Annotated in this window: 11 protein-coding genes; 4 read left to right on the top strand and 7 right to left on the bottom strand. The window is 58.6% G+C overall.

Annotated features, from left to right (window positions below; genetic code table 11):
- Positions 1-83: 83 nt before the first annotated feature.
- Together VY732_RS04220 and kdgD are read right to left on the bottom strand one after the other, a co-directional pair.
- Positions 84-1,529, bottom strand: coding sequence for an aldehyde dehydrogenase family protein (locus VY732_RS04220; protein WP_034154458.1), 1,446 nt, complete (start codon positions 1,527-1,529; stop codon positions 84-86).
- A gap of 75 nt (positions 1,530-1,604) precedes the next feature.
- A complete protein-coding gene (gene kdgD, locus VY732_RS04215) occupies positions 1,605-2,516 on the bottom strand; it encodes a 5-dehydro-4-deoxyglucarate dehydratase (RefSeq protein ID WP_016984321.1) in 912 nt (303 codons plus the stop codon).
- Positions 2,517-2,813: 297 nt separating this feature from the next.
- Here kdgD and VY732_RS04210 point away from each other — a divergent pair, with 297 nt between their 5' ends.
- Entirely contained in the window at positions 2,814-3,194 is a 381-nt protein-coding gene (locus VY732_RS04210) for a hypothetical protein (protein WP_331694422.1), read from the top strand.
- A 131-nt stretch (positions 3,195-3,325) separates the two neighbouring features.
- Positions 3,326-3,688 carry a hypothetical protein gene (locus tag VY732_RS04205; RefSeq protein ID WP_331694421.1) on the top strand — a complete coding sequence of 121 codons (363 nt, stop codon included), beginning with the start codon at positions 3,326-3,328 and terminating at the stop codon, positions 3,686-3,688.
- A 7-nt stretch (positions 3,689-3,695) separates the two neighbouring features.
- Here VY732_RS04205 and VY732_RS04200 read toward each other — a convergent pair whose 3' ends face one another.
- The 4 genes from VY732_RS04200 to VY732_RS04185 all read right to left on the bottom strand — a co-directional run bounded on the left by VY732_RS04200 (position 3,696) and on the right by VY732_RS04185 (position 8,272).
- Positions 3,696-4,442 (bottom strand): FadR/GntR family transcriptional regulator, encoded by a 747-nt coding sequence (locus VY732_RS04200; protein ID WP_016984324.1) that lies wholly within the window; start codon positions 4,440-4,442, stop codon positions 3,696-3,698.
- A 190-nt stretch (positions 4,443-4,632) separates the two neighbouring features.
- Positions 4,633-6,360, bottom strand: a complete 1,728-nt coding sequence (locus tag VY732_RS04195; RefSeq protein ID WP_331694418.1) for an ABC transporter ATP-binding protein/permease — start codon at positions 6,358-6,360, stop codon at positions 4,633-4,635.
- A 96-nt stretch (positions 6,361-6,456) separates the two neighbouring features.
- On the bottom strand, positions 6,457-7,017 hold the full coding sequence (locus VY732_RS04190) for a response regulator transcription factor (RefSeq protein ID WP_003221630.1): 561 nt from the start codon (positions 7,015-7,017) through the stop codon (positions 6,457-6,459).
- Complete coding sequence (locus VY732_RS04185; protein ID WP_007915316.1) at positions 7,010-8,272, bottom strand: ATP-binding protein; 1,263 nt, start codon at positions 8,270-8,272, stop codon at positions 7,010-7,012. Before VY732_RS04185 ends, VY732_RS04190 begins: the two co-directional genes overlap by 8 nt.
- Before the next feature lie 315 nt (positions 8,273-8,587).
- Here VY732_RS04185 and VY732_RS04180 point away from each other — a divergent pair, with 315 nt between their 5' ends.
- Entirely contained in the window at positions 8,588-9,304 is a 717-nt protein-coding gene (locus VY732_RS04180; protein ID WP_077571098.1) for an SIMPL domain-containing protein, read from the top strand.
- Between the two features lie 172 nt (positions 9,305-9,476).
- On the opposite strand, the gene VY732_RS04175 is transcribed toward VY732_RS04180, so the two are convergent.
- Positions 9,477-9,833, bottom strand: a complete 357-nt coding sequence (locus VY732_RS04175) for a DUF6124 family protein (protein ID WP_137219249.1) — start codon at positions 9,831-9,833, stop codon at positions 9,477-9,479.
- Positions 9,834-11,255: 1,422 nt separating this feature from the next.
- On the opposite strand from VY732_RS04175, the gene VY732_RS04170 reads away from it, so the two are divergent.
- Positions 11,256-12,857: an ABC transporter substrate-binding protein gene (locus VY732_RS04170; protein ID WP_331694408.1), complete on the top strand. Its 1,602-nt coding sequence runs from the start codon at positions 11,256-11,258 to the stop codon at positions 12,855-12,857.
- Positions 12,858-12,977: the final 120 nt, after the last annotated feature.

Below are 12,977 nucleotides of genomic sequence, written 5' to 3'. Positions count from 1 at the left end.
CCTGTAGGAGCTGCCGAAGGCTGCGATCTTTTGATCTTGAAAGATCGCAGCCTTCGGCAGCTCCTACAGGGGTATTGCGTGTATCAGGAGCCGATGTAACTGGTCTTCACGACCGTGTAGAACTCTTGCGCATAGCGGCCTTGCTCACGTGATCCATAGGATGAACCTTTACGGCCACCGAACGGAACGTGGTAATCGACGCCAGCGGTCGGCAGGTTGACCATGACCATCCCGGCTTGCGAATGGCGCTTGAAGTGGTTGGCGTACTTCAACGAGGTGGTTGCAATACCCGCCGACAGACCGAACTCGGTGTCGTTGGCCATCGCCAGCGCCGCGTCGTAGTCAGCTACGCGAACGATGTTGGCCACCGGGCCAAAGATCTCTTCGCGGCTGATGCGCATCGACGCTTCACTGTCGGCAAACAGCGTTGGCGCGAGGAAGTAGCCTTCGGTATCGCAAGTCACCAAGCCACCGCCGCTGACCAGACGCGCACCTTCGGACTGGCCGATGTCGATGTACTTCATGTCTTGTTCCAGCTGCGCTTGCGAAACCACTGGACCGATATCGGTGCCGGATTTCAGTGCGTGGCCGACCTTGATCGACTTCATGCGCTCGGCCATGGCTTCAACGAACTTGTCGTGAATCCCGGCGGTGACGATCAAACGGCTCGACGCGGTGCAACGCTGACCGGTGGAGTAGAACGCGCTCTGCACCGACAACTCGACCGCTTGCTTGAGGTCGGCGTCGTCGAGAATGATCTGCGGGTTCTTGCCGCCCATTTCCAGCTGAACCTTGGCCTGGCGCGACACGCAGTTGACCGCGATCTGACGACCCACGCCCACCGAACCGGTGAAGCTGATGCCGTCGACTTTCGGGCTCTGCACCAGCGCATCGCCAACTACGCGACCGCTGCCCATCACCAGGTTGAACACGCCGGCCGGGAAGCCTGCGCGAGAGATGATTTCCGCCAGTGCCCACGCACAACCCGGTACCAGATCGGCCGGTTTCAACACCACGCAGTTGCCGTAGGCCAACGCCGGGGCGATTTTCCATGCAGGAATGGCGATCGGGAAGTTCCACGGAGTGATCAGACCAACCACGCCCAGTGCTTCGCGAGTCACTTCAACATTGACGCCCGGACGCACCGACGGCACGTAGTCACCGGACAGGCGCAGGCATTCACCGGCGAAGAATTTGAAGATATTGCCGGCGCGGGTCACTTCGCCGATGGCTTCGGGCAGGGTCTTGCCCTCTTCCCGGGCCAGCAGGGTGCCGAGTTCTTCGCGACGAGCCAGAATCTCAGTTCCGACTTTATCCAGCGAGTCGTGACGGGCCTGAATACCCGAAGTCGAATAGGCCGGGAACGCGGCGCGGGCAGCGTCGATGGCGGCGTGAACCTGAGTCAGGTCAGCCTTGGCGTAATCGCCGATGGTGTCGCTCAGTTCCGACGGGTTGATGTTGGCCGAATAGTCGGCACCGGCAACCCATTCGCCGTTGATGTAGTTGTCGTAGCGTTTTGCATTTGTCACAGGGGCAGCCCTCAAAACTAAAAGCCTTTACGCAAAAAGCCGCTGATTACTCAGCGGCCGCGTTTTTGTCGGGTGTTACTGCGCACCTTGCTTGTCGATCAGCGCGGCGAGCATTTCGTACTCTTCGCCAGTCAGATCGGTCAGCGGTGCCCGCACCGGGCCTGCGTCATAGCCGGCGATTTTTGCGCCTGCCTTGACGATGCTCACGGCGTAACCGGCCTTGCGGTTGCGGATGTCCAGGTACGGCAGGAAGAAGTCGTCGATGATCTTGCCGACGGTGGCGTGATCTTCACGGGCGATCGCGTGGTAGAAGTCCATCGCGGTTTTCGGAATGAAGTTGAACACCGCCGAGGAGTAAACCGGCACGCCCAGCGCCTTGTAGGCAGCTGCGTAAACTTCGGCGGTCGGCAGACCACCCAGGTAGCTGAAGCGATCACCGAGGCGGCGACGGATCGACACCATCAACTCGATATCGCCCAGACCGTCCTTGTAACCGATCAGGTTCGGGCAGCGCTCGGCCAGACGTTCCAGCAGCGGCGCGGTCAAGCGGCAAACGTTGCGGTTGTAGACGACCACGCCGATGTTGACCGATTTACACACGGCTTCAACGTGAGCAGCAACACCGTCCTGGCTCGCTTCGGTCAGGTAGTGCGGCAGCAGCAACAGGCCTTTGGCGCCCAGACGCTCGGCTTCTTGAGCGTATTCGATGGCCTGACGGGTCGAACCACCGACACCGGCGAGGATCGGCACGCTGGTTTCACAGGTGTCGACGGCAGTCTTGATGATTTCCGAGTATTCGCTGGCCGCCAGGGAGAAGAACTCACCGGTGCCGCCGGCGGCGAACAGTGCCGAGGCGCCATACGGGGCCAGCCATTCCAGACGTTTGATGTAGCCTGCGCGGTTGAAATCGCCCTGCGCGTTGAAATCGGTCACCGGAAAAGACAGCAGGCCGGCAGAGAGGATGGACTTCAGTTCTTGTGGATTCATTATTCGAACACCCTGGTAGCAACGTTTTTTGTGATTGGTCCGTTCAGCCTTCGCCGAAGTTGTAGGTCATCGTACAACTTAAATAATAACCGTCAACTGCATTTCATCGTTGTGGGTGTTTTTTTGTCGGACAAAGCTGTTTAAGGCTTGGCAGGAATCGTCGCAAAAGCCCGTATTTAAAGGGTTTTAGCGCAGAAATGTCTGGTCAAGATTCGTTTACTGAGCGCTGGAGAAACGCCGGGTAAGGTGCGACGACTGCCACGAAGGATCGTGGCGGACCATTCGAAGGAAGCCAAAATGTCGATGAATTACGCTGCCCCTACCCTTTCGCAAATTGCCGCCTCGGCCTCCGACACCCTCACACTTCAGCTATCGATGCTGCCCGATGTGATGATCGTCCAGGTCCCCGACTCCAGCGATTTTCCGGCGAACTGGAGCGTCTACCCGATTCTCGGCGATGACCCGGAAGAGCCGGAATGGTCAGGTGAAGAAGTGAACACCGGCACCTGGGACGATGCCGAGGACGAGATGGAGAAACTGACGGGAATCGAGTTGCAGATGCCTAAAGAGGCGCTACGGCCGTACCTGAACAGAGAGGTTGAATTGCGCTACAAGTTTTGTGATGAGTCGAGTATGGAGCCGTTTTCGCAGGTGTTGAGGTTGCGGATCGAGGGCTGAACCTGGTCGTGCGGGAGCGGTGACCGTTCGTCGGAACTGGTATTTCTTACAGGTGCCAGGCTCTCGCGTTCCAGACATTAATCAGCTTGAGCTGCCAACGGCTCGTTTCGACAACTAAAAGGATTTTGAACATGACAGATAAACGTTTCGCCATCCAAATGCTGCCAGCGCCTGTGCTGAAGGAAGCAATCAATAACGTCCTGCACGTACATAGCCTGGTGGACCCCGCTCACGGAATAGTACCTGCGTCTCAAGAAGCGGCCTCAGGGGACAGAATTACACTGAATGTGTACGACTCTGACGGCGCCGAGCAGTGGTCACACTCCGTAGTACTGACTGCAATCTCCGCTGGAAAGCCCGTTGAGTTTGCAATCCCGAAAGCGCTATTTGAAAAAATGCTCAAAGCTGGCAAGAACGCGGGCTTGCAGTACTCCATCGAACGTGCGGGCAACCAAAAGCTTTCAATACAACTGGTAATCGAGCTTAAAGACTGATCCAACCTCAACCCTGCGCCTGCGCCTCTTCATGGGCTTGGCGCAGTCTTTCACGGCTGTTGGTCAGGTGCAGACGCATCGCCGCACGCGCCGCATCGGAATCCTGACGGGCAATCGCGTCGTAGATTTCTTCGTGCTCACGGCTCAGGCGGCTCATGTAGTGCTGCTGATCATCATGGGCCAGTCGCGCCGAATTCAGCCGCGTACGCGGAATGATGCTGGTGCCCAGGTGGGTCATGATGTCGGTGAAGTAGCGGTTGCCGGTGGACAGCGCGATTTCCAGGTGGAAAGCAAAGTCTGAAGCTACCGCATCGCTGGCATGGGCAGCGCTTTCGTTTAACGCATCGAGGGCGGCGCGCATGGTTGCCAGTTGCTCGGCACTGCGGCGTTGTGCGGCAAGGCCGGCAGATTCCACTTCGAGGCTGATGCGCAATTCGAGAATCGCCAACACATCACGCAGGGTGACGACGGTGGCCGGGTCGATGCGGAAACCACTCGGGCTCGGCGTGTCGAGCACGAAGGTGCCGATGCCGTGGCGGGTTTCCACTTGCCCTGCAGCCTGCAAACGGGAAATCGCCTCGCGCACCACGGTGCGGCTGACACCATGGGCTTCCATGATCGCCGACTCGGTGGGCAGTTTGTCACCGCGCTTGAGCAGGCCATCGCGGATCTGCTCGCTCAGCACCGTCACCAGTTCCTGGGCCAGGCTGCGGCGCTTGCGCGGGAGACGCGGGGTTTCGATCAGGTTTTCCATGGTGTGCATCTAGTCTCGAAAATTCGGCTTGGAGGCATGATAGCTCAAGCGGGTTGTACGATCACTTTCCGGTTTACATCGCTTTATGTAGGAGTGAGTCTGCTCGCGATGACGTCCGCATATTCAGCATCAATGTGACTGACCCTACGCTATCGCGAGCAGGCTCACTCCTACAGGGGTTTAGCGGTGATCAGGCAGTCACGGTCTGTTCAACCAAATGGCCACTGTCGATCCGCACATGCCGTGGGTGGAAGCGTTTCAAGCTGCTGCGATGGCCGACACTGACAATGCTCAACCCCGGTATCTGATCAATCAACGCCTGATACAGCGTCGCTTCGTCTTCCTCATCCATCGCCGAAGTGGCTTCGTCCATGTACAGCCACTGCGGTGCGTATAGCAACGCGCGAGCGAAGGCCAGTCGTTGCTGTTCGCCCGGCGAGAGCATGCGTTGCCAGTGATTGGCCTCGTCCAGCCGCGCGACCAGATGCGGCAAGCGGCAGGTTTCCAACACTTGTGCATAACGTTCCGACGCGTAGGTGTCGCCCGGTTGTGGATAACTCAAGGCTTCACGCAGGGTGCCGATCGGCAGATACGGTTTCTGTGGCAGGAACAGATAACGCGCCGCCGGCAAACGAATGTTGCCGTGCCCCGCCGGCCACAAATGCCCCATCGCCCGTAGCAGCGTCGACTTGCCGCTGCCGGAACGCCCACTGAGCATCACTCGCTCACCTGGTTCCACAGTCATATCGGCACTGGTCAGCAGATGACGACCGTCGGCCAGATCAAGACCGAGGTTGTGCACCTTCAATTCGTTGCCCTGATTCTGCACGTCGATCGCTGGCGTGCGCTCTTCGTTGTCGGTCATGGCCTGACGGAAACTCAGCAGACGATCACAGGTGGCGCGCCAGGAAGCGAGGCTCTGGTACGCACTGATGAACCAGCTGAAACTCTCCTGGACGTTGCCGAATGCCGAGCTGATCTGCATCAGCTCACCCAGCTCGATCTTGCCGGCGAGGTAACGCGGCGAAGCCACGATAAACGGAAAGATAATGGCCGCCTGACTGTAACCAGCGGTGAAAAAGGTCAGGCGCTTGGACACTTTCATGATGTCCCAGAAGTTGTGCCAGACATTGCCGAAGCGGGCGCTCAGACGACGATTTTCGTTCGGCTCACCGTTGTACAACGCGATGCTTTCGGCATTCTCGCGAATCCGCACCATGGAAAAACGCAGGTCAGCCTCAAAGCGTTGTTGTTGGTTGTTCAGACCGATCAAGCGGCGACCAATCAAGTGCGTCAGCCAACTGCCCACCACCGCATACACCAGCACACACCAGAACATGTAGCCGGGAATGGTGATGCCATAGAATTCGATGCTACCCGACACGCCCCACAAAATGATCGAGAACGACACCAGACTGACGATATTTCGCAGCAGCCCGATGCCCAGCTCAAGGGTGTTGGAGGTGAAATTGTTGAGGTCTTCGGAAATCCGCTGGTCCGGGTTATCGGTGTAACCGCCCTGCTCCAGCTGGTAATAATTCTTGTCGGCGAGCCAGCGGGAGAAATGCTTTTCGGTCAGCCACGCCCGCCAGCGGATCGTCAGCATCTGCGTCAGATATTGTCTGTACACGGCACCGACAATCGCCACGGCCGCGATTACACAAAAGTACAGAATCAGATTCCAGAACGCCGCTTCATCCTTCTTTTGCAGCGCGTTGTAAAAATCCTTGTACCAAGTGTTGAACCACACCGAGATGCCCACGCTGACCAGCGAGAGTGCGATCACTGCAATCAGCAGCGTCCAGGCCTTGACCTTCTCCTCACTGCGCCAATAAGGCGTGATCATCGCCCACACTTTGCGAAAAAACTGCCCGCGCACAGCATCGTTGACCGCGGAGTATTCAGCGTTCTGATTCATGGATAAGGCTCGATATAGAAAAGAACAGACACGCACCGATCATAGATGATCGGTGCGTTTTATCGCGAGGGCTGGCGATAGTCGTTCAGCGCAGGTTCAGCGACGAACCGGGCGCTTCTGCAGTTTGCGCTGCAGGGTGCGGCGGTGCATGCCCAGGGCGCGGGCAGTGGCGGAGATGTTGCCTTCGTGCTCGGTGAGCACGCGCTGGATGTGTTCCCACTGCAGGCGATCGACCGACATCGGGTTTTCCGGCACCAGACTGTCGAGATCGGCGTGCTCGGACAACAACGCGGCCAGCACGTCGTCGGCATCGGCCGGTTTGCACAGGTAGTTGCACGCACCGCGCTTGATCGCCTCGACGGCGGTGGCAATGCTCGAATAACCGGTGAGGATCACCACGCGCATTTCCGGGTCCAGCTCCAGCAGTTTGGGCAACAGCACCAGACCGGAATCGCCGTCCATTTTCAGGTCGAGCGCGGCGTAATCAGGCAGATCGGCCTGGGCGATGGTCAGGCCTTCTTCGGCAGATCCGGCGGTGCTGACGCGAAAGCCACGCCGAGCCATGGCGCGGGCCATTACTCGGGTAAACGTTGCGTCGTCGTCGACCAGCAGCAAATGCGGCAGTTCTTCGCCTTCGACTTGGATTTCGTCACTCATGTTGGTCTCCTCGGGCGCCGTGGGGCAGGCGCAGCTCGGTGAGCGTGCCGCCTTCCTCATGACTATAGAGTTTCACTGAGCCGCCGGCGCGTGTCACGCTGGCCTTGCTCAAAAACAGGCCCAGGCCGAAACCTTTGCCCTTGGTGGTAAAAAAAGGTTTGCCGATCTGCTCGGCGATGGCCAGCGGCACACCGGCGCCGTGGTCACGAATGCTGATGGTCAGGTTCTCGACGTCCCAGTCCAGGGTTACCTTGAGGTTTTCCGGACAGGCATCGGCGGCGTTGTTGAGCAGATTCAACAGCGCCTGAGTCAGGTCCGGCGGCGGCGCCATGCGTGGCACGGTGCCTTGGCCGAGGCGATGGAAACGGTAGCTGGCCTCCGGACGCATCAGGTGCCAGCGGTTCAGCGCTTCGTCGAGCCAGTCAGTGACGTCCTGCATCTCCACGGCCAAGCGACGATTGGCTTCGGCGGCACGCACCAACTGCTGCAAGGTCTCTTTGCAGAGTTTGACCTGATCCTGCAGCACCTTCAGATCATCCTGCAGCATCGGGTCGGGGTGGTCCTGCTGCATTTCCTTGAGCAACACGCTCATGGTCGCCAGCGGTGTGCCAAGTTCATGGGCAGCCCCAGCGGCCTGGGTGGCCACGGCGAGCAACTGCTGATCGCGCAGACCTTCTTCACGACGGATCGCGCGTAATTCTTCCTGACGGCGCAACTCTTCAGCCATGCGTGCAGCGAAGAAGGTGATCACCGCAGCGGCCAGCGCAAAGCTCAGCCACATGCCGTAGATCTGCAGGTTCTCGCGGGCGACGGGCAAGGTTTCCAGTGGATAGAAACGCGTCAGCATCACGGTGTACAGCGCCAGCGCGATGCCGGAGAGAATCACCGAATAGCGCCACGGCAGCGTCACCGCAGCGATGGTCAGTGGCACCAGATAATAAGAAACGAACGGGTTGGTCGAACCGCCGGAGAAGTACAGCAGCGCACTGTGGATCACCAGATCACAGGCCAGTTGCAGCGCATATTCAAGCTCGGTTACCGGCCACGAAGTACGCAGGCGCACAGCGGTGAACACGCAGAGCAGCGTCGAGCAGCCGAGGGTCATCGCCAGTTGCACCCACGGCAACGGCAACAATTGCAGCCAGTAGGCCAGACCAACGGAGCCGGCCTGCGCGGCGAGTACCAGGGTGCGGATGAAAGTCAGCCGCCAGAGGTTCTGGCGAGTGGCGGAAGTCAGTTGTACGGGGGCGAGCATGAGCTCTCCTGATGAGCGCTCCAGGCGGATCGCACGGAGTATAACCAAGCCGCGCGCCCGAGAGGCGAAAGTGCGGCAAACGACCACATGGCGAAAACATCTTCGGCGGCTATAAGGGCCTCTTCGCGAGCAGGCTCGCTCCTACCTTTGAAATGTATTCCCCTGTGGGAGCGAGCCTGCTCGCGATTGGCTGCGCAGCAGCCCCGGCCATCTGTATAGAAGTTGTAACTGGGCGAACCGGATCATAAAAGCTAGAGTCTGATGGTTTCACGCAGGCCCCCGAACCATCACCTGCGCCCTCATCAAGGAGCTTTCATGCACACATTTCGCCGCAGCGCCGCCCTTCTCGCCCTCACCATCGGCAGCGTCGCCAGCCTCCCGGCCCTGGCCGCGGATGAGCTGCACTACAACCAGATTTCCCTGCGCGCCGAAGTCAGCACGGAAGTCGCCCGCGACCTGATGATCGTCACCCTCTACACCGAAGAGCAAAACACTGACCCGGCGAAACTCGCCGCCGACGTCAGCACCACCATGAACAAGGCCCTGGCCCAGGCCAAGCAAGTCAAAGACATCACCCTGCGCCAAGGCAGCCGCAACAGCTACCCGATCTACGACACCAAGGGCCAGAAGATCACCGGCTGGCGTGAACGCGCCGAACTGCGCCTGGAAAGCTCTGACTTCGCCGCGCTGTCCAAACTCACCGGCGAACTGCTGGGCGACCTGAAAATGGGCGGCATGGACTTCGCCATCGCCGACCCGACCCGCAAATCCAGTGAAGACGCCCTGCTCAAAGAAGCCGTAACCGCCTTCAAGGCCCGCGCGCAATTGGCTACCGACGCACTGGGCGGCAAGGGTTACAAAATCGTCAACCTGAACCTCAACAGCAACGGTTATCCACAACCGTACCTGCGCGCACCGATGATGATGAAAGCGGCGGCCATGGACTCGGCGCCGGTGACGCCGGAAGTTGAAGCAGGTACGAGCCAGGTCAGCATGACCGCTGATGGTTCGATTGAAGTGTTGATGCAGTGATGTGATTCGAGCTGAATAAAAAACCGCCGATCTGTGAAGGGTCGGCGGTTTTTTTGTGCCCGCAAATTTTGTGTTGAATGTTCCGTCGCCATCGCGAGCAGGCTCACTCCTACACTTTGGAATGCATTCCCCTGTAGGAGTGAGCCTGCTCGCGATGAACGATAACGCGGTATCAAGTCTGTGGATCAACCCGATCCAACGCCCGATTCACCGCCAGCTCGGCCAGCATGATGATCTGCTGAATCGCCAACGCCGTATGACGCTCAGGCCGGCCCAATTGATCGGCAAAATTACCCGTTAGCGTGTTCGCCGACGCGAGTGACCCACAGGCATGCGCCAGCAGGCTTTCGGTGTCGATGTTCGGCTGGATCAGGAACATCGTGCTGGGTTGGCGGGGTTTGAGGGGTTCGGGGCTGAGGTAGAAATCCAGGGCGCGCTTGATGGCTTCGCGGGTTTTGATCTGGTCGTCGGCGCGGATGGCGTCTTCGAGTGGGGTATCGAGGGGTGGGTCAGGTATCAATTTATCCATGGAAAATTTCCTTATGAACTGACGCCATTCATTTCCGATCTCACTCGAGAAATGAGGTGGCAACTATGTGCGGAGTGAGATTACCGGTAAGGAAACCAACCCGGCCGGACAAAGTCCGCCCGTACATAGCCGCCATAAAAACTGCTGACAGCATGAGCTGGCGGCGATTATGGAGGGGCTTGTGCAGGTTTCCAAATTCAATAACCGGGAATCTCACCTCCCGATCGCTGAGTTTTCAGCGACACCCAGAGCCTAAAGAGCGCACGTCCGACGGACAACCTGAAAACCTTGTGGGAAGGTTCTGGTTATCTGACACAGATTTAAACAGCCAAAAGCCAACCCTCACCCTAGCCCTCTCCCGGAGGGAGAGGGGACTGATCGAGGTGTTTGCCAGAGCTACGCCGACTTGAAATACCGAGTCGAACTCAGATTCTGAAACAGATCAAAAGCCCCTCACCCTGGCCCTCCCGAAACGTCGGACCGCCCGTAGGGAGAGGGGACTGACCGAGGTGTTTGGGAGAGTTACGCCGACTTGAAATACCGAGTTGAACTCAGATTCTGAAACAGATCAAAAGCCCCTCACCCTGGCCCTCTCCCGGAGGGAGAGGGCCAGGGTGAGGTGTTTGGGCGAGCTACGCCGACGTGCAATTCCGAGCCGAACTCAGATCCCGAAACAGATCAAAAGCCCCTCACCCTAGCCCTCTCCCAGAGGGAGAGGGGACTGACCGTGGTGTTTGGGAGAGCTACGCCGACGTGAAATACCGAGCCGAACTCAGATCCCGAAACAGATCAAAAGCCCCTCACCCTAGCCCTCTCCCGGAGGGAGAGGGGACTGACCGAGTTGTTTGGGAGAACTACGCCGACGTGCGATACCGCGTCGAACTGAGGCTTTGAAAAACACACAAATCGGCCCCCTCTCCCTCCGGGAGAGGGCTGGGGTGAGGGGCGAATCCACCAAAAAACCAAAGCCGAACACCCGCTCTTCACCACTCAATAGGCCGAGTGTCAGCTCGCCTGCTCTTGATCTTGATCCACGGGCGACGTCGGAAGGCTGAGTGGAGGGATTGATCCGGGCGTGGGAGCGCAGCGACCGTTTGGCGCAGCCAAACACAGCGGGAGTAGGTGCAGCGAAGCAAACCGGAGACGCTGCGCCCGGATCGATCCCGGAGCGAAGGAACCCCGAGCCCCAGCGAGCGGGCCGCACGTAGGAGCAAGCCTTTTTGGTTACTTTTTCGGCGTCTGGAAAAAGTGACCCGCCGTAAGGGCGGAACCCTAAGCAGCCCTAACCGCAGCAACGGATATACCCACAAAACCCCAGATATACCGAGTTAGACACCTCCCCAAGAAAAACGATATTTCCGAACACCCCCAGATCCCCGCTAACCTCAACCAACAACCACCTCCAATCTCCCCGGGGACTCCATGCCAAGATTCACCTTGAAACCGCTCCTGATCTCCCTGGCCCTGGCCACAACCGCCCCACTGGCAAACGCCGCCACCACCCTGGTCTACTGCTCCGAAGCCAGCCCGGCAGGCTTCGACCCCAGTCAATACACCAGCGGTACCGACTTCGACGCCTCCGCCGAAACCGTCTTCAACCGCCTCACCCAATTCAAACGCGGCGGCACCGACATCGAACCCGGCCTGGCAACAAAATGGGACATCTCCCCGGATGGCCTGCAATACACCTTCCACCTACGCCAAAACGTAAAATTCCACACCACCGACTACTTCAAACCGACCCGCGACTTCAACGCCGACGACGTGCTCTTCACCTTCCAGCGCCTGCTCGACCCGGACAACGCCTTCCGCAAGGCCTACCCCGCCGAATCCCCCTACTTCACCGACATGGGCCTGAACACCACGATCAAATCGGTAGAAAAACTCGACGAGCAAACCGTGCGCTTCAACCTCAACAACGTCGACGCCGCCTTCGTGCAAAACCTCGCCATGAGCTTCGCCTCGGTGCAATCGGCTGAATACGCCGCCCAACTGTTGAAGGAAGGCAAAGCCGCCGATCTCAACCAGAAGCCGATCGGCACCGGCCCGTTCGTGTTCAAGCGCTACCAGAAGGACTCGCAAATCCGCTACGCCGCCAACACGGCCTACTGGAAACCCGAAGACGTCAAAATCGATAACCTGATCTTCTCGATCACCCCCGACGCCGCCGTACGCCTGCAAAAACTCAAGGCCGGCGAATGTCAGGTCAGCGGCTACCCACGCCCGGCCGACATCGAAGTGATGGAAAAAGACCCGAACCTGCGTGTGCTCAAGCAGGCCGGTTTCAACCTCGGTTTCCTCGCCTACAACACCACCCACGCCCCTCTCGACCAGCTCAAGGTTCGACAGGCGCTGGACATGGCCATCGACAAACCGGCAATCATCAAAGCCGTTTACCAAAGCGCCGGCCAGTTGGCCCAAAACGCTTTGCCGCCGGCGCAATGGTCGTATGACCCGAACATCAAGGATGCGCCCTACGACCCGGTAAAAGCGCGGGTGCTACTTAAAGAAGCAGGGGTTGCGCCGGGTACAACCATCAACCTTTGGGCGATGACAGTGCAGCGTGCGTCGAACCCGAATGCGCGGATGTCAGCGCAGATGATCCAGCAGGATTGGGAGAAAATCGGCATCAAGGCCAACATCGTCAGCTATGAATGGGGCGAGTACATCAAACGCGCGAAAAATGGCGAACACGACGCCATGATCTATGGCTGGACAGGGGACAACGGTGACCCGGACAACTGGCTTGGCGTGCTCTACAGCTGCGCGGCGGTAAAAGGCAGCAACTACGCCAAATGGTGCGATCCGGCCTACGACAAACTGGTCCAGCAGGCCAAGTTGTCCACCGACAAAGATCAACGGGTAAAACTGTATCAACAGGCGCAACTGATCCTTAAACAGCAAGTGCCGATCACGCCGATTGCCAACTCCACGGTGTTCCAGCCGCTGCGCAAGGAAGTCACTGACTTCCGGATCAGCCCTTTCGGTCTAACCCCGTTCTATGGCGTGGGTATAAATAAGTAACACCGAGCCCCAAGGCGGCGCGCACAACGTGACCAACGCACCGTTTTGGGGCTTCATTTGCACCGTAAAAACCACCCGCAAACGGTCAAATGCGTCAGAAGTTATACAGATGCGACATTA

It is taken from the genome of Pseudomonas sp. ZY71, assembly GCF_036542145.1.
Lineage (GTDB): Bacteria > Pseudomonadota > Gammaproteobacteria > Pseudomonadales > Pseudomonadaceae > Aquipseudomonas > Aquipseudomonas koreensis_A.
Note: the sequence above shows the minus strand (reverse complement) of the source record. Positions and strands in the feature narration are given on the sequence as shown.